The sequence below is a fragment of the Rhodococcus sp. 11-3 genome (assembly GCF_023704055.1).
GTDB classification, from domain to species: Bacteria; Actinomycetota; Actinomycetes; order Mycobacteriales; family Mycobacteriaceae; genus Rhodococcus; species Rhodococcus aetherivorans.
Map to the genome: position 1 here is coordinate 5163955 of NZ_CP080406.1, position 22298 is coordinate 5186252.

At 70.8% G+C, this 22298-nt stretch carries 25 protein-coding genes; 14 read left to right on the plus strand and 11 right to left on the minus strand.

Going from position 1 to position 22298, the window contains the following annotated elements; all coding sequences use genetic code 11:
* The 4 genes from KZJ41_RS23750 to KZJ41_RS23765 form a co-directional block, all read right to left on the minus strand.
* The gene (locus KZJ41_RS23750) at positions 1–1032 is read right to left on the minus strand and encodes an alpha-ketoacid dehydrogenase subunit beta (RefSeq protein WP_006944221.1); all 1032 of its coding nucleotides are present in this window, start codon (positions 1030–1032) and stop codon (positions 1–3) included.
* A gap of 14 nt (positions 1033–1046) precedes the next feature.
* The gene (locus KZJ41_RS23755; RefSeq protein WP_006944220.1) at positions 1047–2012 is read right to left on the minus strand and encodes a thiamine pyrophosphate-dependent dehydrogenase E1 component subunit alpha; all 966 of its coding nucleotides are present in this window, start codon (positions 2010–2012) and stop codon (positions 1047–1049) included.
* A gap of 436 nt (positions 2013–2448) precedes the next feature.
* Entirely contained in the window at positions 2449–2607 is a 159-nt protein-coding gene (locus KZJ41_RS23760) for a hypothetical protein (protein ID WP_168580098.1), read from the minus strand.
* 425 nt (positions 2608–3032) lie between these two features.
* Positions 3033–3926: an IclR family transcriptional regulator gene (locus tag KZJ41_RS23765; RefSeq protein WP_043798636.1), complete on the minus strand. Its 894-nt coding sequence runs from the start codon at positions 3924–3926 to the stop codon at positions 3033–3035.
* A gap of 247 nt (positions 3927–4173) precedes the next feature.
* Here KZJ41_RS23765 and KZJ41_RS23770 point away from each other — a divergent pair, with 247 nt between their 5' ends.
* Both KZJ41_RS23770 and KZJ41_RS23775 read left to right on the plus strand, forming a co-directional pair.
* Positions 4174–5073, plus strand: coding sequence for a TIGR03619 family F420-dependent LLM class oxidoreductase (locus KZJ41_RS23770; RefSeq protein WP_168580100.1), 900 nt, complete (start codon positions 4174–4176; stop codon positions 5071–5073).
* The gene (locus tag KZJ41_RS23775) at positions 5070–5564 is read left to right on the plus strand and encodes a nuclear transport factor 2 family protein (RefSeq protein ID WP_050035890.1); all 495 of its coding nucleotides are present in this window, start codon (positions 5070–5072) and stop codon (positions 5562–5564) included. The genes KZJ41_RS23770 and KZJ41_RS23775 overlap by 4 nt, the downstream gene beginning before the upstream one ends.
* A gap of 66 nt (positions 5565–5630) precedes the next feature.
* Here KZJ41_RS23775 and KZJ41_RS23780 read toward each other — a convergent pair whose 3' ends face one another.
* Positions 5631–7253, minus strand: a complete 1623-nt coding sequence (locus KZJ41_RS23780) for an acyl-CoA synthetase (RefSeq protein WP_050035891.1) — start codon at positions 7251–7253, stop codon at positions 5631–5633.
* 285 nt (positions 7254–7538) lie between these two features.
* On the opposite strand from KZJ41_RS23780, the gene KZJ41_RS23785 reads away from it, so the two are divergent.
* The 6 genes from KZJ41_RS23785 to KZJ41_RS23810 all read left to right on the plus strand — a co-directional run bounded on the left by KZJ41_RS23785 (position 7539) and on the right by KZJ41_RS23810 (position 12488).
* Positions 7539–8477: a 3-oxoacyl-ACP reductase gene (locus tag KZJ41_RS23785; protein ID WP_251549728.1), complete on the plus strand. Its 939-nt coding sequence runs from the start codon at positions 7539–7541 to the stop codon at positions 8475–8477.
* A gap of 16 nt (positions 8478–8493) precedes the next feature.
* Entirely contained in the window at positions 8494–9246 is a 753-nt protein-coding gene (locus tag KZJ41_RS23790; RefSeq protein WP_050035893.1) for an SDR family NAD(P)-dependent oxidoreductase, read from the plus strand.
* Between the two features lie 195 nt (positions 9247–9441).
* On the plus strand, positions 9442–10581 hold the full coding sequence (locus KZJ41_RS23795; protein ID WP_006931588.1) for an FMN oxidoreductase: 1140 nt from the start codon (positions 9442–9444) through the stop codon (positions 10579–10581).
* Positions 10582–10625: 44 nt separating this feature from the next.
* The gene (locus tag KZJ41_RS23800) at positions 10626–11489 is read left to right on the plus strand and encodes a coniferyl-aldehyde dehydrogenase (protein ID WP_251549729.1); all 864 of its coding nucleotides are present in this window, start codon (positions 10626–10628) and stop codon (positions 11487–11489) included.
* On the plus strand, positions 11486–11950 hold the full coding sequence (locus KZJ41_RS23805; RefSeq protein WP_006931591.1) for a nuclear transport factor 2 family protein: 465 nt from the start codon (positions 11486–11488) through the stop codon (positions 11948–11950). Before KZJ41_RS23800 ends, KZJ41_RS23805 begins: the two co-directional genes overlap by 4 nt.
* A gap of 13 nt (positions 11951–11963) precedes the next feature.
* A complete protein-coding gene (locus tag KZJ41_RS23810; protein ID WP_251549730.1) occupies positions 11964–12488 on the plus strand; it encodes a nuclear transport factor 2 family protein in 525 nt (174 codons plus the stop codon).
* A gap of 9 nt (positions 12489–12497) precedes the next feature.
* Here KZJ41_RS23810 and KZJ41_RS23815 read toward each other — a convergent pair whose 3' ends face one another.
* Positions 12498–13088 carry a helix-turn-helix domain-containing protein gene (locus KZJ41_RS23815; RefSeq protein WP_251549731.1) on the minus strand — a complete coding sequence of 197 codons (591 nt, stop codon included), beginning with the start codon at positions 13086–13088 and terminating at the stop codon, positions 12498–12500.
* 49 nt (positions 13089–13137) lie between these two features.
* On the opposite strand from KZJ41_RS23815, the gene KZJ41_RS23820 reads away from it, so the two are divergent.
* Entirely contained in the window at positions 13138–13977 is an 840-nt protein-coding gene (locus KZJ41_RS23820; RefSeq protein ID WP_037201157.1) for a trans-aconitate 2-methyltransferase, read from the plus strand.
* Here the strand turns inward: KZJ41_RS23820 and KZJ41_RS23825 are convergent.
* From KZJ41_RS23825 to KZJ41_RS23835, 3 genes are all read right to left on the minus strand, one after another.
* Complete coding sequence (locus KZJ41_RS23825) at positions 13974–14894, minus strand: TIGR03619 family F420-dependent LLM class oxidoreductase (RefSeq protein ID WP_161994667.1); 921 nt, start codon at positions 14892–14894, stop codon at positions 13974–13976. The two genes, KZJ41_RS23820 and KZJ41_RS23825, sit on opposite strands and share 4 nt — an antisense overlap.
* A gap of 30 nt (positions 14895–14924) precedes the next feature.
* The gene (locus KZJ41_RS23830; RefSeq protein WP_006931599.1) at positions 14925–15746 is read right to left on the minus strand and encodes an SDR family NAD(P)-dependent oxidoreductase; all 822 of its coding nucleotides are present in this window, start codon (positions 15744–15746) and stop codon (positions 14925–14927) included.
* Positions 15747–15834: 88 nt separating this feature from the next.
* Positions 15835–16752 carry an NAD(P)-dependent oxidoreductase gene (locus KZJ41_RS23835; RefSeq protein ID WP_251549733.1) on the minus strand — a complete coding sequence of 306 codons (918 nt, stop codon included), beginning with the start codon at positions 16750–16752 and terminating at the stop codon, positions 15835–15837.
* Positions 16753–16847: 95 nt separating this feature from the next.
* Here KZJ41_RS23835 and KZJ41_RS23840 point away from each other — a divergent pair, with 95 nt between their 5' ends.
* Positions 16848–17489: a ScbR family autoregulator-binding transcription factor gene (locus KZJ41_RS23840; protein ID WP_006931603.1), complete on the plus strand. Its 642-nt coding sequence runs from the start codon at positions 16848–16850 to the stop codon at positions 17487–17489.
* A gap of 14 nt (positions 17490–17503) precedes the next feature.
* Here the strand turns inward: KZJ41_RS23840 and KZJ41_RS23845 are convergent, their stop codons facing one another.
* Positions 17504–18442 (minus strand): ScbA/BarX family gamma-butyrolactone biosynthesis protein, encoded by a 939-nt coding sequence (locus KZJ41_RS23845; RefSeq protein ID WP_006931605.1) that lies wholly within the window; start codon positions 18440–18442, stop codon positions 17504–17506.
* A 369-nt stretch (positions 18443–18811) separates the two neighbouring features.
* Positions 18812–19126 carry a helix-turn-helix domain-containing protein gene (locus tag KZJ41_RS23850; protein ID WP_029545995.1) on the minus strand — a complete coding sequence of 105 codons (315 nt, stop codon included), beginning with the start codon at positions 19124–19126 and terminating at the stop codon, positions 18812–18814.
* A gap of 439 nt (positions 19127–19565) precedes the next feature.
* On the opposite strand from KZJ41_RS23850, the gene KZJ41_RS23855 reads away from it, so the two are divergent.
* The 4 genes from KZJ41_RS23855 to KZJ41_RS23870 all read left to right on the plus strand — a co-directional run bounded on the left by KZJ41_RS23855 (position 19566) and on the right by KZJ41_RS23870 (position 22208).
* Positions 19566–20201 carry a TIGR03086 family metal-binding protein gene (locus tag KZJ41_RS23855; RefSeq protein ID WP_029545998.1) on the plus strand — a complete coding sequence of 212 codons (636 nt, stop codon included), beginning with the start codon at positions 19566–19568 and terminating at the stop codon, positions 20199–20201.
* 124 nt (positions 20202–20325) lie between these two features.
* The gene (locus KZJ41_RS23860; RefSeq protein WP_006931611.1) at positions 20326–21072 is read left to right on the plus strand and encodes a pentapeptide repeat-containing protein; all 747 of its coding nucleotides are present in this window, start codon (positions 20326–20328) and stop codon (positions 21070–21072) included.
* A 73-nt stretch (positions 21073–21145) separates the two neighbouring features.
* A complete protein-coding gene (locus KZJ41_RS23865; RefSeq protein ID WP_029546000.1) occupies positions 21146–21526 on the plus strand; it encodes a hypothetical protein in 381 nt (126 codons plus the stop codon).
* 10 nt (positions 21527–21536) lie between these two features.
* Positions 21537–22208 (plus strand): dienelactone hydrolase family protein, encoded by a 672-nt coding sequence (locus KZJ41_RS23870; RefSeq protein ID WP_043798665.1) that lies wholly within the window; start codon positions 21537–21539, stop codon positions 22206–22208.
* Positions 22209–22298 lie beyond the last annotated feature (90 nt).

Consider the following 22298-nt stretch of genomic DNA (forward strand, 5'->3'; position numbering starts at 1 on the left):
TCAGGCACTCACAACCTTGCGGACGGCGGCCTCGATCCGAGCGGCGTTCGGCAGCCACGCCTGCTCGAGGACCGGGGAGAACGGCACCGGAGTGTGCGGCGGGGTGACCAGTTCGATCGGCGCCTTCAGTGACCCGAAAGCACGCGTCGCGATCAGCGCGGCGACGTCGTGACCGAACCCGCAGCGCGCCGCGGACTCGTCGGCGATCACTACCCGGCCGGTGGACGCCACGGATTCGAGGATGCCCTCCTCGTCGAGCGGCGACACCGTGCGGGGGTCGACGACCTCGACGGAGATCCCCTCGGCGGCCAGCTTGTCCGCGGCGGCGTTGGCGGCGTTCACCATCGCCGACAGCGCGATGATCGTGACGTCCGTGCCTTCACGGGTGTAGTTGGCGACACCGAACGGGATCGTGTACGGCTCGTCCGGAACCTCGCCCTTAACGTCGTAGAGTGTCTTGTGTTCGCAGAACACGACCGGATCGTCGTCGCGAATCGACTGGATCAGCAGGCCTTTGGCGTCGTAGGCGTTCGACGGGGCGACGACCTTGAGGCCGGGAACGGCGGCGAACACGTTGTACGGTGACTGCGAGTGCTGAGCGGCGGCGGAGAATCCGGCGCCGATCATGCCCCGCACCACCAGCGGGGTACGGGCCTTGCCGCCGAACATGTACCGGAACTTCGCCGCCTGGTTGTAGAGCGCGTCGTAGCAGACTCCGAAGAAGTCCATGAACATCAACTCGGCCACCGGCCGCAGCCCGGTCAGAGCAGCGCCGGCTGCCATGCCGATGATCGCGGACTCGGTGATCGGGGTGTCGATGACACGGTCGGAACCGAACTCGGTCCACAGACCCTTCGTCACCCCCAGCACACCGCCGAACGCCTCCACCTTCCCGGACTCGAGTTCCGGATTGGTGCCGGCGTGACCACCGCGCAGGTCCTCACCGATCTGCACGACCGTCGCGTCCCGCTGCATCTCCTGTGCGAGTGCGGCCTTGATCGCTTCGCGATATGTCGTCTTCGACGTGGTCATTTTCGTTCTCTCTCTCAGTACGACACGTAGACGTCGGTCAGCAGGTTCGTCAGCGGCGGATACTCGGCAGCTCGCGCCTTCGTGACGGCGACGTCGACCCGTTCACGAGCCTCGGCGTCGATCGCATCGAGTTCCTTCGCGGTGACCTTCTTGCCGTCGACCTTCGCGCGGAACTTCACCAGCGGATCCTGGGTCCTGCGGAGTTCGGCGACCTGGTCCGCGGTGCGGTACAGCTGGGCGTCGCCCTCGAAGTGGCCGTGCCAGCGGTGTGCCACCGCCTCGATGGTGGAGGGACCGCCTCCCCTGCGGGCTCGCTCGACCGCCTCGCGCGCTGCCTCGTGGACCTCGAAGAAGTCGGTACCGTCGACGGTGGTGGCGGGCATCCCGAACGACGCGGCCCGCCCAGCGATACTCGGTGTGCCGACCGCATAGTCGCGGCCGGTGGCCTCACCGAATCCGTTGTTCTCGATGACGAAGACGATCGGCAACTCGAGCACGACCGCCATGTTCATGGCCTCGAATACGGTGCCCTGATTGGATCCGCCGTCGCCGGTGAACGAGGCCGCGACACCGCCGTTCCCCAGGGTCTTGGCGCTCAGCGCAGCGCCGATCGCCAGCGACGGGGCACCGCCGACGATCGCGTTCGCGCCGAGCATGCCGACCGACAGGTCGGCGATGTGCATCGATCCGCCCTTGCCGTGGCACAATCCGTCGTTCTTGCCGAAGATTTCGGCCATCATCCCGTCGAGGTCACACCCCTTGGCAATGCAGTGGCCGTGCCCGCGGTGGGTGGAGCCGATGTAGTCGGTGTCGTTCAGGTTCTCGCACACACCGACTGCGATCGCTTCCTGCCCCGAGTACAGGTGGATGAACCCCGGGATGTCGCCGGTCGCGTTCTCCTCGTGCAACCGGTCCTCGAATTCGCGGATCTCCGACATCTTCCGATACGCGCTCAGTAATGCACTCTTGTTCAGCGCCATTGCTCTCCTCTACTTTCTGTCCGAGGGCCGGCCGCACAGGTTCAGGCCCCGAGCGTGACGAGACTTCGGGACGGTTCTCGTCTCACGCCGTGTAACCCAGGCCACGAATGTAGGGAGAGGGGGCGAGCCCACTCAACGTTGCAGCGGATTGCAGCCCGGACCCCGCACGAGCACTCGCGGTGGCAGCCGGGCCGAGCGCCGCACGGAACGCGCGCGAGCTGGGTACCGCGCGCCCGAGAAGCAGGCACGGACTGGCGCCGCGCGAGGAGAGCATCCGACATCCGCTCGGCGCGGGGGTTGCTCCGGGTACTCCCGTCGGCACTTCATGCGCCCTGATCCGGCGGTGTCGGTAGTAAACCGGTGAAGACCGCTGTGTGCCTGGTGAATTCAGTGGTCGGTGGTCACACCTCCTCCACCCCGCGGATGGCAGCCGCCGTCACGAAGGCCACTTGGCTGGAATCCAGGTCGTTGCGCAGATCCTGATGTGTCCCAGCCGGGCCATCCGCTCGAACACCGGTGCAGCGGCGGCAGTGAAGTCGTCGAGCACGGCGGCCATGCGCCTGTGGTGCTCGGCCGACACGGCCTCGGCGATCACATCCTCGGTCGGGTCGACCGCCTGCCCGCCATGCCCTTGTTGTCCCGCTGTTGCACGGGAACATCGTTGGTCACCACGAGCGCCTCGGAGGGCTCGGTTGCGACCGATCGGATGCGGTGCGGAACTGAGGCGTCGAACCAGCAGGTGTCACCGATCCGCGGCAATGACACGCCCGTCCGAAACCGAATTCGAGTGCACCGGCACGGACAGAAGTCGACTGGGAGTGCCGCGGACCGCGGCATACCGTATCGGCTGTTCCGCCGGCGGCTGCAGCCGATCCTCGACATGTTGGGCGCCGGATCACGCGCGCCGACGGTCTGGGTGCAGTCCGCCGGGGGCGGCGCAGGACGCGCCGACGAACCGCTGTCGGCGGGGCCCAGGCCGCGGTCTCGATCAGAGCTGGTGACCGCTGGCGCCGCTGGTCGCTAGAGCCACTGCCCGCTCTGGACCGACAGCAACCGGTCCATCGCGTCCGGGGACCACGTGCTCTCGGGCGGTTCGGGTGCCCTGCGGCCCCGGCGCGGGGCGCCGAGTTCCGGGTAGAGGCTGCGGGAGACCTCCCGGGCGGCATCCACCACGAGGGGCGCGACCCGCTCGAGCTGCGCGGTGCGGGCGTCGCCACACAGCGAGATCGCGGCGACCGGACCGTCGTGCCCGCGCACCGCGACGGCGACGCAGGCAACGCCGCGTACGGACTCGCTGCGCTCGAACGACAGACCGCGCCGCTGCCGGATCCGGCTGAGTTCCTGGTGCAGGGTCGCAAGGTCACCGATGGTGTGCTCGGTGCGGCGGGCCAGGCGCCGCTCGTACAGGTCGTCCACGCGTTCGGGCTCGAGCCACGCGAGCATCGCCTTGCCGCCGGCAGTGGTGTACGCCGGTGCCCGGCCGCCGACCCGCGAGGGCAGCGCCGCGGCGAAGCGGCCGCCGACCTTGTCGAGGTAGACGCTCTCGGCGCCGTCGAGGACGGCGAGGTGGACCACCATGCCGGTCTGCATGTGCAGCTCGTGCAGGAGCGGCGCCGCCGACGCCCGGATCTCCCCGTGGCCGCCGTCCCCGCCGCCGAGGCCGAGCGCCCGCCGGCCGAGGCAGTAGCCGAAGGATGCGTGATCGACCCAGTTCAGCTTCACGAGCTGATCGAGGATGCGGTGCACGGTCGAGCGGGGCAGCCGGGTGCGGCAGGCCACCTCCTCCAGCGTCAGCCGCGAGGACCGGCCCTCGAACGCGTCGAGGATGAGTGTCATCCGTTCGACCATCGACGGCGGCACGTCGCGCCGCGGGGCGGAGGTAGCTGTCGGTTCCGTTGCTTCGACGACTGCCATCTGCGGCCTCCCGATACATCTGCTCCCGGGGTGGGAGCGGGAAAACTGAAATGAATTCTGAAAGTGTATCAGCTCACTCTCGCCACCAGTAGTGATCGGCGGCGCGAATCTCCCACCTGCGACCCTGACGCGCCTCGCGTCCACGATCGACCCGGATCCCGCTCATCGGAACGTCGACCGCGACGGAGCGATGCCGTCCGGTACAACGGACCGACACCCTCCCAGTCCCGGCAGCGGAGAGGCTCGCATGCGCATCGGAATCGTCAGCCCCGTCGTGGTCCAGCACCCCGGCGTGCACTCACCGTGGGAACGCGCCGCCGGCGTCGACGACCTCGTCCGGGTGGCCCGGACCGCCGACCGGCTCGGCTTCCACCATCTGACCTGCAGTGAGCACGTCGCCGTGCCGGTGGACATTGCGGACACCCGCGGAGGCACCTACTGGGACCCGCTCGCCACCCTGAGCTATCTCGCCGCCCGGACGCACCGCATCCGGCTCGCCACCCAGGTGCTCGTCCTGGGTTACCACCACCCGCTCGCGATCGCCAAACGCTACGGCACCCTCGACGTCCTCAGCGGCGGCCGGCTGACGCTCGGCCTCGGGGTGGGCAGCCTGCGCGAGGAGTTCGACCTCCTCGGCGCCCCGTTCGACGACCGGGGCGCCCGCGCCGACGACGCCCTGGCCGCGTTGCGCGCCGCGTTGTCCCGACGCCTGCCGGAGTACCACGGGTCCTATTACGAATTCCAGAACCTGCTCGTGGAGCCGCACGCCGTCCAACCCCGCGTCCCGCTGTGGATCGGGGGCCGCACGCTGCGCTCGCTGCGCCGCGCCGTCTCCCACGGCGACGGCTGGGTGCCGTTCGGTCTGCCCCTGCCCGACCTGACCGCGATGCTGGGCCGGGTGGACCTCCCGGCGGGCTTCGACGTCGTCCTCGACACCGGGGCGCCCGTCGACCCGCTGGGCGCGCGCGAGCGCACCGTCCGGTCCCTGGAACGCCGTCGCGAGGCCGGCGCCACCGTCGTGGGGGCGACCGTCGCCGCGACCGGCGTCGAACACTACTGCGAACAACTCGAGTGCCTGCGGGCACTCGGCACCGACCTGGGGCTGGACTTCGCCCCGGCCGAACCGTCCGAACAGGAGACCCGATGACCGACACCGCAGCGACCGACACCGCACAGCTCGTCCAGTCCCTCCTCGCCCGCGTCCAGCTCCTCGAGGACAAGATCGCCGTCCAGGAGATCGTCACCGCCTACGGCCCGGCCGTCGATGCCGGTGACGCCGACGCGGTGGGCGAATTGTGGACCGAGGACGCCGTCTACGACGTCGACATGCGCACCATGAACGGCCGCAGGGAGATCATGGAGATGGTGCGCACGCGGCCGCACCAGGACTACATCCACGAAGGATGCGGACACCTCCTCGACCCTGTGCACATCCGGGTCGAGGGTGACACGGCCGTGGCCACCTGCCATTCGCAGCTGCTGCGTCACGACGAGAACGGCTTCCGCGTCTGGCGCGTAACGGCCAACCGCTTCGAACTCGTCAAGAACGACGGTCGGTGGCGGATCCGCAAGCGCACCGCACGGGTCCTCGACGGCCGCGACGAAGCGCGCGAGCTGCTCGCCCGAGCCGGCCGCTGACGTGCCCCGAAGACCGGGAACGGCCGGCCCCGGATGTGGGGCCGGCCGCTTCCGTGTCCGACGGCGTCAGGCGTCGACGGTCGCGTTCTCGAGCGTCGCCTTGGCCCACCGATAGTCCGCCTTCCCCGCCGGTGAGCGCATCACCTCGGGAACCGGCACGATCGTCTTCGGGATCTTGTACCCGGCAATCAGGGTCCGGCAGTGATCGGCCAGTTCCGTGACCGAGGGCGCTTCCACACCGGGACGGAACTGGACGGCCACCGAGACCCGTTCTCCCAGTAGCGGATCCGGAACTCCAGCCACCACCGCATCGAGGACGGCTGGATGGCTCTTGACGGCCTCCTCGACCTCCTCCGCGTAGACCTTCTCGCCGCCGGTGTTGATGCACGCCGAGCCGCGGCCGAGTACCACGATCGAGCCGTCCGGCTCCACGGTGGCCAGGTCGCCGAGCAGGCACATGCGCACGCCGTCGCGCTCGGGGAACGTCGCCGCGGACTTGTCCGGGTCGTTGTAGTAGCCGAGGGGAACGTGGCCGATGCGCGCGAGGTAGCCGATGGTCTCCGAGCCGGGCTCGACCTCGGCCAGATCCGTATCGACCACCCGTAGCGTCGGCGACGGGGAGATCCGGGCACGGCCGTCCGAACCGACGTCGAGGGTGCCGGTCGCGCCTGCCTCCGACGAGCCGAACGAGTTGCGCAGGTAGACGTTCGGCAGCAGCTCCGCCAGTTGCGCGCGCACACTCGCCGACCACAGCGCCCCGCCGGAACCGATGACCAGCAGCGAACTCAGGTCGAACTCCTTGCCGCGTGCGGCCACTGCGTCGGCCAGCGGCCGGCTGATGGCGTCGCCGACCACCATCACGATCGCGATCCGGTGCCGTTCGATCAGGCGTAGCGCCTCCACCGGCTCGAACGACCGCATCAGCACCTGCTTCGCACCCGTGAACAACCCCATCAGCACCGAATACATCGCAGCCCCGTGCATGAGCGGTGCCGTGACGAGATAGGACATCGGGTGCTCGTTTGCCGCGGCGGCCGCGGCGAGATCGGCAGGGCTGCGGTGCGGTTCGCCGTACGGGTTGCCGCCGGCCAGCGCCGCGAAGTAGAAGTCCTCGTGCCGCCACATCACGCCCTTGGGCATGCCCGTCGTGCCGCCGGTGTAGAGGATGTACCGGTCGTCGCCGCTGCGCTCACCGAAATCCCTCTCCGCCGAGGCGCTCTCCGCCGCCTCCGCATACCGCACCACGGTCGCACCCGCACCTGCCGCAGCCTGTTCGAGCGCCGCCGTCTCCGCGCTTCCGACGACGACGATGTGCCGCAGCCGTGAGGTGTGCGGCACGGCCTGCGCCGCGACGTCGGCGAACTCGTCGTCGAGCACGAGTGCCACGAGGTCCGCATCGGTGTAGAGGTGCACGAGCTCGGCACCCACGTAGCGGAAGTTGATGTTCACGGGTACTGCGCGAATCTTCAAACAGCCCAACATGACCTCGAGGAATTCGAGGCTGTTGCGCATGTGCAGGCCCACATGATCACCTGCGGTCACTCCGACGGCCGCGAGGTAATGCGCGACCCGGTTGGCGCGGGCGTCGAACTCGGCGTACGTCCGGGACTCGTCCCCGCAGCTCAGGGCCGTCCGGTCGGGTATCGCATCGACGACGGCCTCGGTGAGGTCGGCCAGGTTCAGAGACATCGCGGGTCCTTCCGGAGTTCGTGGGTGGGCGAGGACGCGCACGCCCACGCGATCGTCGCGTGTGTGCCGCGGATCACAGCAGATTCAGTAGAACATATTCCTATTCCTGGATCAACGGCCGGATAGCGACGAACGAGGAGCCAGGCCCCCAGCCTGGCTGCAGGATTCGAGGACCGCCTCCCACCCGAGGGACCGCGGTCCGAGAACACCCTTGTGCAAGCAATAGAATGAATACTAGTTTTCAGTCATCGTTCTGCATACCCGCACGGACACAAGGAGCCCACCATGACCCAGAACCTGACCCTCGACGGCCGCGCCGCCGTCGTCACCGGAGCAGGCGCCGGCCTCGGCCGTGCCGAAGCCCTCGCCCTCGCCGACGCCGGGGCCGCCGTCGTCGTCAACGACATGGGTGCCGCCGCCCACGACGTCGTCGACGAGATCCGCGCCGTCGGGGGCCGCGCCGTCGCCGTCACCGGCGACGTCTCGGACTGGGCGCTCGGTGAGGAACTCGTCCGCACCGCGGTCACCGAGTTCGGCTCGATGGACATCCTGGTCAACAACGCCGGCATCCTGCGCGACAAGATGATCTTCAACCTGTCCGAGTCGGACTGGGACGACGTGATCCGGGTACACCTCAAGGGCCACGCTGCGACGTCGCGCGCCGCGGCCGTGCACTGGCGGCAGGCTTCGAAGGACGCAAACGGCCCGGTCTACGGCCGCGTCATCAACACCTCCTCCGAGGCGTTCCTGTTCGGCTCGGCCGGGCAGCCCAACTACTCGGCCGCCAAGGCCGGCATCACCGCCCTGACCCTCTCGACCGCCCAGGGCCTGTCGCGGTACGGGGTGCGAGCCAATGCCATCTGCCCCCGCGCCCGCACGGCCATGACGGCGGACGCGTTCGGCGAGAACAACACCGGTGCGTCGGGCCTGGACCCGCTCGCGCCCGAGCGAGTGGCCACCCTGGTCCGGTACCTCGCCTCCGCCGTCTCCGACGAGGTCAACGGCCAGGTCTTCGTCGTGTACGGCAAGATGGTCGCGCTCATGGAAGCACCCAAGGTCGAGCATCGTTTCGACGCCGCCGGTTCCGCGTTCACCGTCGAGGAACTCAGCGGACAGCTGTCGTCCTACTTCTCCGGTCGCGGACCGTACGAGACGTACTCGGCCTACAGTGTGGCCGAACTGGAGAAGGTCGCGCTGGCCACCGGTGAGACCGTCGGCGCCTGAGCGGAAGGACACGGTCGTGAAACTGAGCGGAAAAACCGCCGTCGTGACCGGCGGCGCGGGCGGGATCGGGCGCGCCGTCACCCGGGTGTTCGTCCGCGAGGGCGCCCGCGTGCTGTTCGTCGACGTCGACGACGAGCGCGGCCACGCCCTCGAGACCGAACTCGTCGACTCCGGCGGCGCGGCGAAGTTCCTGCAGGCCGACATCTCCCGGCGCGAGAGCGCGGAGCGGATCCGGGACGCCGCCGTGGCGGCGTTCGGAGGCATCGACGTCCTGGTCAACAACGCGCACGCGTCCCGCCAGGCCCCGCTGCTCGAGCACACCGCGGAGATGTTCGAGCTGTCGTTCGGCACGGGCTTCTACCCCACCGTGCACCTCATGCAGGCCTGCCACCCGCAGTTGAAGCAGGCCCGCGGGTCCGTCGTCAACTTCGGCTCCGGATCCGCCCTCGACGGCATGCCGACGCAGACGTCGTACGCGGCGGCGAAGGAGGCGATCCGGGCGGTGAGCCGCGTGGCCGCGAACGAGTGGGCGGCCGACGGCATCCGCGTCAACGTCGTGTGCCCGTTCGCCGCCACGGAAGGTGTGCTCGCCTGGCAGCAGGCGTTCCCCGACCGGGCGGCCGCCGCGGCGGCGAAGGTGCCGTTGCAGCGGATCGGCGATCCCGAGACGGACATCGCCCCGGTGGTCGTGTTCCTCGCGTCCGACGATTCGAGGTACATGACGGGCCAGACGCTGATGGCCGACGGCGGCAGCATCAAGTTGCGCTGACGCGGCCGGGGACGCCGGCCCGTTCCTCGATCGCACTGAGTGGGACACCGGGTCGCCGCCGGCCGGACCGCATGGGAATGTGAGCCGCACGGGCCCGCCGGCCGGTGTCGTACCCGGCCGGCGGGCCACTTCCAGACCGTCCCGCCGAGAGGCGGGAGATTCCATACCGTCCTGCCGAGAGAGGTTTTCGACCGCATGGCTTCCTCCTCCCCGCTGTTCCGCCCGCTCCGCGTGCGTTCGCTCGAACTGGCGAACCGCATCGTCATGTCACCCATGACGCGGTCGTACTCGATCGACGGCGTGCCGGGCGACGATGTCGCCGCCTACTACCGCCGGCGGGCCGAGGGCGGGACCGGCCTGATCGTCACCGAGGGGGTGGCCGTCGATCATCCGACGGCCGTGGACAATCCGCGGGTACCCCGCATGCACGGCGCGGCTGCGCTGGCGGGCTGGCGCCGGGTCGTGGACGAGGTGCACGCAGCCGGCGGGCGGATCGTCCCGCAGTTGTGGCACGTCGGGCCGCTGTGGGGTGCGATGAGCGCCGTGGACCCCGCACTGAAGCCCATGCGCCCCTCGGGCAGCTGGGGCACCCCGGGGGTCACCTCGTATTCCGCCGACTACGTCGCGCGGGCGTCGCGCCCGACGGAGGCGATGACCGAGCAGGACATCGCCGACGTGATCTCCGCCTATGCGCGCGCGGCGGCCGCCGCGGCGGAGGTCGGCTTCGACGGGATCGCGCTGCACGGCGGGCACGGCTACCTGCTGGACTCGTTCCTGTGGGAGGGCACCAACACCCGCACCGACGCCTGGGGCGGCGACCTCGAGCGCCGCACCCGGTTTCCCGCTGCGGTGGTCGAGGCCGTGCGCGCCGAGATCGGCGACGACCTGCCCATCGTGTTCCGTTTCTCGCAGCACAAGCAGCAGAACTACACCGCCCGCATCGCCGAGACGCCCGACGAGCTGAAGGTGATCCTCGGTGCTCTCGTCGAGGCCGGGGTCGACATCCTCGATGCGAGCATCCGGCGCTTCGACACGCCCGCCTTCGAGGGCAGCGACCTCTCGCTCGCCGGCTGGGCGAAGCAGCTGACCGGGGTCACGACGATGGCCGTCGGCAGCGTCGGCATCGGCAAGTCGCTGCGGGAGAGCCGGATCAGCGGCTCGGCACCGGTCGACGACAACATCCCCGAGCTCGAACGGCGTCTCGGCAGCGGGGAGTTCGACCTGATCGCCGTCGGCCGGCTGCACCTGGCCGATCCGGCGCTGGCGACCACCCTGCGCGCCGGGGGACCGCTGCCCGCATTCGACCGCGAGATCCACGAAGCGTCGCTGACCTAGCGCCCGGCACGGGCGGGTACGCGGCGGTGACGACAGGAGGCCCCATGGAATCCTCGTTCCCCGAGCAGCTTTCCGCTGTACTCGATCGGCAGCGCCGTGCGCCCGCGACCGCGCCGGCCACCGATCCCGCGCACCGCGTCCGGACCGTCCGCGCGATGATCGACGTGCTCGTGCGGCACCACAAGCCGCTGACCGAGGCGGTCCACGCGGACTTCGACGGTGTGCTGCCGTCGCACGTGGTCATGGACGACATCGTCACCTCCCTGACGGCGCTGCACCGCGTCCGGGAGTCCCTGGAAGGCTGGGGCACCGCCGCCCGTCCCACCTACCGGATCCCCGGACCGTCCGGAGCGCTGTGGCACTGCGGCCCCCACCACGACGCCGGGACGGTGGCCATCCTCGGAACCCGCACCGCTCCCCTGTTCTCGCTGCTGGGGCCGTGGGTCAGCGCGGTCGGCACCGGGCACCGTGCCGTCCTGATGCCGGCGCAGGGCCTGCCGCGCACCGTGCGTGTCCTCTCCGAGGCCGCCGAGTCCATGCTCGACCCCACGGACATCGCGGTGATGATCGGCGTCGGCGAACACGACGATGCGATCACCGCCGACCGGTTCGACCACGTGGTGATCACCGGCGAGCGCGCACCCGCCGGCGCCGGGACGGCGACCGTGCTGCGTCCCGGCGCCGCGCGATCGGTGACACCGCACCGCCGCACGTTCGCCGACGCCCTCGCCGCGACGTATGCCGCGCTGCTCCCCGCCATCACCGAGAACGCCGGCCTGGTCGTGACCGTCACCGACCATCCGGGCACCTGCCCCGTCCTGCGCTTCACCCGCCCCGGCGCGGCGCCGTCCGGTCAGCGGGACGAGGGACGCGCGCCGGCCGGCGGGCGATGGAGAATGCCGGCATGAGCAGCCCCGTCGAGGACCGCCTCGCCCTCGCGGACGTCGTCGCACGGTATGCCCGCGCCGTCGACCGGCGCGATCCGACCGTGCTGCGCTCGCTGTTCGCCGACGACGCCGAGTTCGTGCAGCCGCCGGGACTGGTCCGTCGCGGGCACGACCCGGTGCTCACCGGAGCAGGGCCGATCGCCGAGGGGGTGCTCGCCGCGGTCGCGCACCTGCACTCCACCCGGCACGTCCTCGGCCAGCATGTGATCGACTTCGACGGCGACCGGGCCCGGGGCGAGCTGTATTGCGAGGCGCACCACGTGTACCCGAGCGGCGACGGATACCGGGACTACACGGTGTCCGTCCGCTACCGGGACGAGTACCGCCGCGTCCCGGACGGGTGGCGCATCGCGCGCCGGGAACTGGTCGTCGACCTCACCGCCGACCGCGAGGTGCGGCTGCTCCGATCCGCTACCGAGTGAAGGGAAAGCCCTTGTGACGCATACGGAACCGGCCCTGACGCTGACCGCCGCGGAACAACTGCTGGCCGTCGAGGAGATCAAGCGGCTCTTCGCCGCGCGGCTTCGCGTGATGGACACCAAGCAATGGGACCTGTATCCCACGCTGCACACCGAGGACGTCGTGAGCGAGACGTGGGGCGGCCTGCCCGAGGGCACCCAGCCGCGGACCGGTGATCGCGCCAACCGGGTGGTGGGCCGGGAACCGCTGCGGCGCGCGATCGAGAACCTGCTCGACGGAGACACGCCGGTCACCAGCGCGCACCACGGTCACACACCCGAGATCACGCTCACCTCCGACACCACGGCCACCGGGATCTGGGCGATGGAGGACCAACTGTGGTGGGCGAACGGAGCGGTCGAGGAGCACCTGCACGGCTGGGGCCACTACCACGAGGAGTACCGGAGGGTCGACGGCGTGTGGCTGATCAGCTACCGCGCGCTCACCCGGCTGCGGCAGGTGCACACGCCCGGGTTCTTCGACTTTCTGAAACCGCTGTAGCCGCCGGCGTCACGGCCGCGACGTGCCGTGCTCACCGTGGAGGTGGGCACGCTCGCCGTCGTGGTCGAAGATCGTGAGAATCTCCACCGGACCGTCGTGGGCACCGATCACGTGCGGGACCATCGTCGAGAACGCGGCGGCCTCGCCGGTCCGCACGAGCACGGTCCGCTCGCCCAGCTGCAATCGGGCCGTGCCGGAGAGCACGGTGAACCACTCCCGGCCCGGATGCACCTTCGCCGCACCGGTTCCGGTGGCCCGGTCGGGGGTGATACGCATCTTCGCCACCGTCACGCCGTGCAGGGCACGTTCCCGGGACAGCAGCCACGTGGTCACCCCGGGCATGTGCTCGGGCTGCGGCCGGATCACCACGTCCTCGTCCTCGGCGGATTCGACGAGCTGATCGAGCGTGGTGCCCAGGGCCCGGGCGATCGGCACCAGTTGATCCAGAGCGATCCGACGGTTGCCGGTCTCGATGCGGCTCAGCGTCGACGGGCTGAGCCGGCAGCGGGCCGCCAGCGAATCGAGCGACCAGCCACGGGCCAGTCGCAGGCCGCGGATGCGTCGGCGGATCACGGCGTCCAGATCGAGATCTTGCGTCATACGCAAGATGGTATGCCCTTCACGCATCGAAGTCGCTACCGTGGCAGCCATGACGCACGATCATCAGCCCCCCGGCAGCCGGCACGCACACCACGACCCCGGGCTGGCGGAACTACTGGACCTGGACGCGGAGGTACTGGGCTCGTACCTGGACGAGGTGACCGCGTGGGCCGAGCAGCACGCCCCGCAGGGGCCGCGCACGATCGTCGACGTCGGCGCCGGAACGGGCACGGGCAGCCTGGCGCTCGGGCGCCGCTTCCCCGCCGCCGAGATCGTCGCGGTCGACAGGTCGGCGTCGATGCTTGCACGCGTCCGCGCCGCCGCGGCCGAGCACGGCACGGCCGAGCGGCTCCGGGTCGTGCTCGCCGACCTGGATGCCGCCTGGCCCTCGATCGGTACGGTCGATGTCGCGTGGGCGGCCTCGTCGCTGCACGAGGTCGCCGACCCGGACAGGGTGCTGCGCGACCTCCACGCCGCACTGAATCCCGGTGGCCTGCTGGTGGTCGTCGAGATGGACGAGCTGCCCCGGTTCCTGCCCGACGACGTCGGGCGGGGCAGGCCGGGCCTGGAGCGGCGCTGCCACGAGGCCCTGGCGCGCGCGGGCTGGAACGCGCACCCGGACTGGCGGACCCACCTGGAGCGGGCCGGTTTCGAGGTCACCGCCCAGCGCAGCTTCACCGTGGCGGCGGCGCCGGCACCACCGAGCGCGGCCCGCTACGCACACGCCTACCTGTCCCGCATCCGCGCCGCGCTCGACGGCCGGCTGGCCACCGACGATCTCGAGACCCTCGACGCTCTGCTGGCGCCCGACAGCCCCGACGGTCTGCTGCACCGCGGCGACCTGACGGTCCGTGGCAGCCGCACCGCGTGGGCGGCCCGCCGCCGCTAGAGGGCCGCCTCCCGCAGCACCGTGACGAGCGTCGCGAGCCGGTCCGCGGCCCGGTCCGGATCGGGATGCACCAGGGTCAGCGGCACCATCACGTCGGTGACACCCACGGCGAGAAGCTCCTTCACCGCCTGCGCCGTCGCGGGCACGGCGATCTCGCCGGCCGAGTCGTGGACCACCTGCAGCCGTCCGCGGATCTGCAGGACGTCGGGATCGCGGCCGTCCCGCTCGAGCGCGCCGCGGAGCAGATCGCGGCCCCGGCGCAGCTCGTCCGGGCCGGCACCCATGATGGGAATCCACCCGTCGCCCCACCGGGCGAGCCGGCGGATCACCGGCTTCGACAACGACCCCGAGACCCAGACCGGGATGCGACGGCCGCCGGGACGCGGCGCACAGTACACGTCGGTGAACGCCACGCTCGGGCGCTGCACCGAGGCCGGGGCGTGCTCCCACAGCGCCCGGCAGGCGGCGAGCGTGTCGTCGAGCAGCGGGCCACGATCGGCGAAGCTCAGTCCCGCGGCCTCGTATTCCTTATCCTGCCAGCCTGTTCCGACCCCGAGGTCGAGCCGCCCTCCCGACATGTGGTCCAGGGTGGCCGCGGTCTTGGCGAGCACGGCGGCGCCCCGCAGCGCCGCGATGATCACGCCGGTGCCGAGGCGAATCGTGCGGGTCCGGCCGGCGATCACCGCGAGCACGGTCATGGGTTCGAGCCACATCGCATCGGGTTCGGTGGCGAACGGTCCCCACGCGTAACCGGAGGTGTCGGCTCCCATCACGACATGGTCGGTGACGTTCACGCGGTCCACGCCGCATTCCTCGGCCCGGACCGCGACGTCCACGAGGTGGGCGAAGTTGTCGCGGGCCAGCACGTCGCCGAAATTGGGGAGATTGACGCTCAGCGTCGGGGGGAGGAAGTTCACGCGAAAACCCTTCGGGTGTAGAGGATCCGGTCAGGGCGACAGGGGACGATTGGTCCACGAGCCGTCGGCGCGCGGGAACCAGCCGCCGGCCGCGAGGCTGCCACCGTCGACGTGAACGGTGGACCCCGTGACGTAGCGGGAGAGGTCGGAGGCGAGGAACAGGGCCGGTCCGGCGACGTCCTCGGGGCGGCCCGGGCCGCCCAGCGGCGCCCACCCCGGCCAGCGGTGCCGGTCCGCCTCCGGCACGAGCCGCTCGTACGGCACCTGCGGCGTCGCGATCAGGTCGGGCGCGATCGCGTTCACCCGGATGCCGTGCCGGCCGACCTCGACGGCGAGACTGCGGGTGAAGTGCCGCAGCCCGGCCTTGTACGTGCCGTACACGACGTGCCCGGGAATGCCGCGGTGCGCCTCGACCGTGGTGACGTTGACGACGGAGCCGCCCCGGCCGCGGTCGATCATGCCCGGAAGGACGGCGCGGGTCATCCGCAGGGCGTGGTCGAGATTGGCGCGGGCCAGGGCCTCCCATTCGGATTCGTCGGCCTCCGCGAAGGGCGTCGACGGGCGGAGGAAGTCACCGACGTTGTTGACGAGTACGTCCGGGGCATGGCTCGCGGCCTCCGTCGCGACGGCCGGGTCCGCGGCGTCGCCGACGATCGGCACCACGCCGGGAATTCGGGCGGCCAGCCGCTCGGCCGCCCCACGATCGGTGTCGACGAGGACGACGCCGGCACCGTGCTCGGCGAACAGCCGGACGACGGCCGCGCCGATGCCGTTCGCCCCTCCGGTGACGATCGCCGTTCTTCCGGACAGCAGGGGATGCGACGTACTACTCGAAGCCGGAACGGTGGTCACCGTCGCGACGGTAGCTGCCGCGCCCCGAGGCGCCCCGGTCGTTCCCGGTGGCCGGGAACGGGACCGAGCCCGCGCGCCGGGAGGGCCCCTATGGACCGAAGCCAGGGGGCGGCACCCGCAGCCCGGTCTCCCGCCAGATGCGCGCCGCGTCGTAGTAGTGGTCGTGGCCGGCGAGATCTATGTGCCGCTCGGTCAGTCCCCGCTCCGGCGCGACGGCCACGGCCTCGTCGTACCCGAGACTGGTGCGGGGCAGGTCGAATCCGGCGTCGCGGGCGAAGGCCGACGCGAGGGCCCGCACACTCACCGGATCCGGGTGAGCGGCGTGCAGGACATCGCCGCCGGAGCCGGGGCGGGTGCCGCGGACCGCGAGTGCCGCGATCAGGCGGCCGAGATCGCCGACCGAGATCACCGACAGCAGGGGGCGGCCGTCCTCGACCCAGGCGCCGAGGCGAGTGAGGATCTGCGCGATGCCGGGCACGAACCAGCGGTCTCCGGGCCCGTAGACGAAGGCGGCCCGCACCACGGTGCCGCCGTAATCACGCACGGCCAGTTCGGCCGCGAGCCGGCTCTCGCTGAGCACCGAGACCGGATTCGGCACGACGGCGTCCTCGTCGACACCGCGGTGCGGGCCGGGACCGTAGACCCCGATCGTGCTGACGTAGATCACGTGCGGCCGGTGCTGCCGGGCCGCCGCGGCCAGGAGGTTCCCGGTCCCGGCACGGTTCACCGCGTCGCACGTCTGCGGGTCCGATCCGGTGTAGGAGGCGGCGTGCACGATCACGTCGGCGGCGGCGACCACGGCGTCCAGGGACGACGGTTCGGTCAGGTCCGCCGCGGCCCTCCGCGTCGCGGCGGGGGGCAGCTCGTCCGGCCGTCGCGCGACGGCCGTGCAGGGCGCGCCGGACGCCGTGAGCGCCGCGAGCACGGCGCCCCCGACGAAGCCGGTGGCGCCGATCAGCGCGATTCGCAGGGGTTGCGACGAACCTTCGTCGCGGCGGCGGTCCATTACTGTGGGTACCATTCGGCCGGGTGGGGGAAACCCGATGGGGTTCGTCACGATGCACCTCGTCGGAACACAGGGTGGGAACGGAGTGAGGACGGATGGCTCAGCAAGCGCGGGCGGTGGCGACCAGGCAGCAGATCGTTCTCGGCGCGGCCGAGAACTTCGAACGGTCGGGCTACGAGGGCGCGAGCCTCGGCGCGATCGTCGAGAGCTCGGGCATCACCAAGGGCGCCCTCTACTTCCACTTCCGGTCGAAGGACGAACTCGCCCAAGTCGTCATCGAGGAGCAGCATCGCATCTCGATCGCCGCGGTCGAGGCCATCGCGGGCCTCGACATTTCCGCACTCGAGCAGATCGTGATGCTCTCGCACGAGATGGCGCGGCAGATGATCGACGAGCCGATCGTGCGGGCCGGCATCCGCCTGACGCTCGAACTCAGCGCCACCGACGGTCCCACCGGCCCGTACCTGGACTGGATCGCCGCCTGCGAGAAGCTCACCGAGCAGGCGATCGCCCAGGGCGACATCCTCGACACGATCGACGCGGCCATGCTGGCCCGGTTCGTGATCTCCGCCTACAACGGCGTCCAGCTCGTGTCCAACGTCCTCACCCACCGGCAGGATCTCGAACAGCGCCTCGACGAGATGTGGATCCTGTTGCTGCCCGCCGTAATGCCCGCAGACCGCCACGGTGAGATCCCGCGGATCCGTCGGGCCCGCTGGACGCCGCCCGCCGACTGAACGCCACGCGGCGGTCAGCATCGTGACCGATCCGGTGCGAGCCGCACCGTGCCGGTCGCCAGCGCCTCGCCCCACTGCTCGACCGAGGTCCGCACGGTCCACGGATCGTGCGGATCGATCCGCGCCACCACGTTCGCCCGCTCGTCCAGTTCGACGAACCGGTGGTAGGCGGCCTCGATGAGGTCGACGTCGGCGTGTGGGCGGCCGCATGCGGCGCGGGCGCTCTGCCGGAACGCCTCGAGGACGAGCATGCCGGGAACGTGATCGCTGGGGTGGTCGAACAGGACCGGATGACGATCGTCGACCCGCAGGCGCCAGCGGTTCTCGGCGTACTGCGGACCGAGCACGACGTCCAGTGGCCGGGACTGCCCGACGACGGCGGGGGGAATCGCCGGGGGGCAGACGGGATCCCCGATCGTGCGCGGGCCGGTGCCGTTCCAGCGCAGCCGCTGGTAGTCGTCGGGGGTGAGGACGTTCGCCACTCCCTGTCCCGTGCCCACCTGTCGTCCGTCGACGACGAACACCACCGTCAGATCGAACTGGGACAGCAGCCCGCCGCGGTACACCGGGTCCTCCAGGCAGGCGTCGAGGACGACCTCCGCGGCGCCGGTACCGATGGCGAGCGCCTGCACCGCCGCGTCCACCCGCAGGGTCTGCATGACGAACGGATGACCGAGGGGAACGCGATATTGCGTGTGCCCCAAGTAGATCGCCGTCTGGCGCAGGGTCTCGGCGATCAGCATGGTGTCGTATCGGCCGGTTTCGGTCCGGTAGAAGCCGTGCAGCCGTGGCCACTGCGCGCCCAGCAGGAATCGATGGTCGGCGCCGGCGGACGTGCAGTCCGTCAGGAACACCTCCGACACCGATTGCCGGTGGACGTACCGCCTGGGCACCGTCGACTCGAAACCGAGGACGGGACTGTTCCGGGGCACTGCGTCCGCATCCACGGTCATTGTCGCTTCTTTCATTGCAAACCGGCCGGACTGCTTTTATCGAGGGACTATAGACGACCCGGACGAATCGGAGCACGCCCGTGTCCAGTGACTGGATCGGACGCCGGGAACGGCTTTCGTCCCCCGTCGGTCGCTCGGATGAATTCTTCGAATCCAACAAACCGATCGACCGGTTTATGGTAAGGTGTCAGGCAGTCGGGAAACAAATGAAACAAATGAACAGGGTCGGCCGTCGAGCACGCGGAGGGGTGTTCGCGCGGCAGGCCCGAGGTCACAGCACCTCCGCGCCGCCGGGACTATACGAGGGGTAGCCCCTGCGGCGCGGAGGCGTGTCTGCGTTCACATCGCCGCCACCCGAACCCGGGTGCCTCACTTGCTCGGAATGCGACTTCGCGCTTCGGCGAGCTGATCCTCGAGGTAGACGATCCGGCACGCCGCGTCCACCGCGGTGCCGCTGTCGACCAGTTCCCGCACCCGCGCGACGAGCCGGAGCTGGTTCCGGGAGTAGCGGCGGTGACCGCCCCCGGAACGGTGCGGCACCACGAGGCCCGTGTCGTCCAGACTGCGGAGGAAGGCAGGAGTGACCCCGAGCGCCGCAGCGGCGCGACCCATGCTGAAGGCGGGGTAGTCGTCGTTGTCGAGTTCGTTGGTGACCGCGGGAGCGCGGTCGGGTGTGGGATCCACGTGCCCTTCGTTGCTACGAGAGGGAACCCCGGCACATGGGGCGCCGGGGTTCGTGACGGTTACGACAGTGCCGGCCTCGACCGGCACGAGGAAATGACATACACGAGTTCGCAATCCCGAGGGATACGCATCACCAGCCTCTCGCTCTGCTCTCCGGTGGCGACGTGGTCGGCCTCCGCAGAGTCCGCCCGTCGCGTCGTCGGGGCGGAGCCGCAGAACCGAGTGCGGCTCCGCCCCCTCTGCAACTTCCCCGGCAACCCGTCGGTTGCCCCTCTTCCGGATCCTTCGCGTTGACGTCCTCGATGTTATCGGCCTCGATGCCGAAAGTCTACTGTTTCGACTGTAGATTTTCTCGTCGCGTCGAGACGTCCGGAACGGCCGGCCGAACCTGTCGGACCGGTGCGGCACCATGAGCACACCGCCGCCGGAAGGAACGCTCATGACCGAGATCCTCGACCTGGCACCGGCCGCCCACGAGATGGCACGGCTCGTCGGCGCGCTCACGCACGAACAACTCGCCCGTCCCACCCCGTGCGCCGGCACCACAATCGGGGACCTGGTGGATCACGTGGGCGGGCTGTCCCTGGCATTCACCGCCGCCGCCGGGAAAGCCGTCGGCGACCACACCGGGCAGGGACCGTCCGCCGACGCGTCCCGGCTCGGCGACGACTGGCGCACCAGGATCCCCGGGCAGGTCCTCGCCCTCGCCGAGGCGTGGCGCGATCCCGGCGCATGGACCGGAACCACCCAGGCCGGCGGCATCGATCTGCCCGGTCACGTCGCGGGGATCGTGGCGCTCGACGAACTCGTGATCCACGGCTGGGACATCGCCACCGCCAGCGGCCGGAGGTTCTCCTGCGATCCCGCCGCGCTGGCCGCGTGCCTGTCGTTCGTCGCCGCGACCACCGACGAGGAACGCGCGGCCGGCGGGCTCTTCGGGCCGGCGGTCGCGGTTCCCGACGACGCCCCGGACCTCGATCGTCTGATCGGGCTCAGCGGGCGTGACCCGTCGTGGCGGCCACCGCCCGGCCCCTCGGGCCGCCCACCGCGGGCCCCGGAGGGCGGGCCGGGCTAGGCTCGGCCGGCCACCGGCTGCGCCCCGCCCACCGAAAGGAACGTGAGCCTTGTCCGAGACGGACCGCCGCCCTCCCCGTCCGGACCTTCTGGCCGACTGCGGCAGTTGCTTCGGTTTGTGTTGTGTGGCTCTGCCTTTCGCCGCGTCGACCGATTTCGCGATCGACAAGGAGGCGGGCCGGCCCTGCCCGAACCTGCGGGACGACTTCCGCTGCGGCATCCACCGGGACCTGCGGCGCAAGGGGTTCACCGGGTGCACCGTCTACGACTGTTTCGGCGCCGGCCAGAAGGTCTCACAGGTCACGTTCGGCGGCGCGGACTGGCGTCGCGCGCCGCAGACCGCCCGGCGGATGTTCGACGTCTTTCCCGTCGTGCGCCAACTGCACGAGCTGCTCTGGTATCTCGACGAGGCGGTGTCCCTGCCCACCTCCGGGCCGCTCCGCGCGGACCTGCGCGGTGCGCGTGCCGCGACCGACCGGCTGACCCGCGGCGACGCCGACGCCCTCGCCGGACTCGACGTCGCGGCGCACCGGCAGGAGATCAATGCCCTGCTGTTGCGCGCGAGCGAACTCGCCCGGGCCGCCGTGCCCGGCCGGAGGAAGAACCGCCGCGGCGCGGACCTGCTCGGCGCGAAGCTCCGGCGCGCCGACCTGCACGGTGCGAACCTGCGCGGCGCCCTCCTCGTCGCCGCGGACCTGCGCGAGGCGGACCTGCGCCGGGCCGACCTCATCGGCGCCGACCTGAGGGACGCCGACCTGCGCGGCGCCGACCTCACCGGATGCCTGTTCCTCGTCCAGTCACAGGTCGATTCCGCCCGGGGCGACGCACGTACCCGGCTGCCCGCCACAGTGGCCACACCCGAGCACTGGTAGCACAACGGGCGAATCGGGCCCGTTGCTCGCGAAAGCCCTCGATCCGGCCGCGATCGGGTGTGCAATAGGTCCCATGAACATCCCCGACCTCCTTCCCACAGACCGCCGCCGGATGGCTCGTGCTGCCGTGGATTCGTTGGGCAGCCAGCGCAGCGACCACGCCCTCGTACGCGTGAAGTGCCCCGCCAGCCACAACGTCGCCACCGTCTACCGCACCCCGGAGGGGCCGGTGCTCGTCGCCGGCGGTGGTCCGACGGCGCACGGCAATCGCGACCGGTCCGAGACCGCGCACCACGGCGGATCCCTCGGGTCCGAGTTCGTCGACACCCTCGAGGCGACCCAGTTCGAGGACGACGACGTGCCCGCGCGCTGCGCGTGCGGTCCGCACACCCTCTCGCGCCAGGACCTGCAGGCCGCGGTCCGCTCGCACACCCGCACCGTCACCCTGGCCTGAGCCGGACCCGATGAGCACCGCCGACAGCCGGCGCGAGCGCGGCGTCGATTCCGGCGGCCGGGACGTCGAGCTGGAGCTTCGCGACGTGAGCCTGGCCGGCACCCTGACCGTCCCCGCCGGATCGGACGGCCTGGTGATCTTCGTGCACGGCAGCGGCAGCAGCCGGTTCAGCCCGCGCAACCGGTACGTCGCCGGGGAACTGAACGCCGCCGGCCTGGGCACGTTGCTGTTCGACCTGCTGACCGCCGGCGAGGAGGGCGACCGCGCCCTCGTCTTCGACATCGAACTGCTCGCGAGCCGGCTCGGCGAGGTGACCGATCTCGTCCGCGCGGAAGCCGAGTGGATCGGCTACTTCGGGGCCAGCACCGGCGCCGCCGCGGCGCTGTGGGCCGCCGCCGATCCGGACCGGGAGATCGCCGCCGTCGTCTCCCGCGGCGGGCGACCCGATCTGGCGATGCCCCGGCTCGGCCGGGTCCGCGCCCCCACGCTCATGCTGGTCGGCGGCCTGGATCGCATGGTGATCGAACTGAACCGGCAGGCCGCCGCGGCCATGCGGTGCGAACACGAACTGCGGATCGTGCGCGGGGCGACGCACCTGTTCGAGGAACCCGGCACGCTCGAGGTCGTGGCACAGCAAGCGCGGGACTGGTTCCTCGATCACCGCCCGGCGCCTCCGGCCTGACCGGCGCGCAACATACACGGCGTCGGATCTCTCTGCCGCTCCGGGGAATTCGGACATCGAAGACGGAACGCCCGGGGGCACCGCACCGAC

Coding starts and splice junctions, on each gene's coding strand:
- KZJ41_RS23780 (WP_050035891.1), bottom strand. CDS start 7,253: ATGTCTCTGAACCTGGCCGACCTCACCGAGGCCGTCGTCGATGCGATA.
- KZJ41_RS23800 (WP_251549729.1), top strand. CDS start 10,626: ATGGAATCCTCGTTCCCCGAGCAGCTTTCCGCTGTACTCGATCGGCAG.
- KZJ41_RS23770 (WP_168580100.1), top strand. CDS start 4,174: ATGCGCATCGGAATCGTCAGCCCCGTCGTGGTCCAGCACCCCGGCGTG.
- KZJ41_RS23865 (WP_029546000.1), top strand. CDS start 21,146: ATGAACATCCCCGACCTCCTTCCCACAGACCGCCGCCGGATGGCTCGT.
- KZJ41_RS23820 (WP_037201157.1), top strand. CDS start 13,138: ATGACGCACGATCATCAGCCCCCCGGCAGCCGGCACGCACACCACGAC.
- KZJ41_RS23870 (WP_043798665.1), top strand. CDS start 21,537: ATGAGCACCGCCGACAGCCGGCGCGAGCGCGGCGTCGATTCCGGCGGC.
- KZJ41_RS23815 (WP_251549731.1), bottom strand. CDS start 13,088: ATGACGCAAGATCTCGATCTGGACGCCGTGATCCGCCGACGCATCCGC.
- KZJ41_RS23775 (WP_050035890.1), top strand. CDS start 5,070: ATGACCGACACCGCAGCGACCGACACCGCACAGCTCGTCCAGTCCCTC.
- KZJ41_RS23750 (WP_006944221.1), bottom strand. CDS start 1,032: ATGACCACGTCGAAGACGACATATCGCGAAGCGATCAAGGCCGCACTC.
- KZJ41_RS23755 (WP_006944220.1), bottom strand. CDS start 2,012: ATGGCGCTGAACAAGAGTGCATTACTGAGCGCGTATCGGAAGATGTCG.
- KZJ41_RS23840 (WP_006931603.1), top strand. CDS start 16,848: ATGGCTCAGCAAGCGCGGGCGGTGGCGACCAGGCAGCAGATCGTTCTC.
- KZJ41_RS23855 (WP_029545998.1), top strand. CDS start 19,566: ATGACCGAGATCCTCGACCTGGCACCGGCCGCCCACGAGATGGCACGG.
- KZJ41_RS23835 (WP_251549733.1), bottom strand. CDS start 16,752: ATGGACCGCCGCCGCGACGAAGGTTCGTCGCAACCCCTGCGAATCGCG.
- KZJ41_RS23795 (WP_006931588.1), top strand. CDS start 9,442: ATGGCTTCCTCCTCCCCGCTGTTCCGCCCGCTCCGCGTGCGTTCGCTC.
- KZJ41_RS23785 (WP_251549728.1), top strand. CDS start 7,539: ATGACCCAGAACCTGACCCTCGACGGCCGCGCCGCCGTCGTCACCGGA.
- KZJ41_RS23765 (WP_043798636.1), bottom strand. CDS start 3,926: ATGGCAGTCGTCGAAGCAACGGAACCGACAGCTACCTCCGCCCCGCGG.
- KZJ41_RS23805 (WP_006931591.1), top strand. CDS start 11,486: ATGAGCAGCCCCGTCGAGGACCGCCTCGCCCTCGCGGACGTCGTCGCA.
- KZJ41_RS23845 (WP_006931605.1), bottom strand. CDS start 18,442: ATGACCGTGGATGCGGACGCAGTGCCCCGGAACAGTCCCGTCCTCGGT.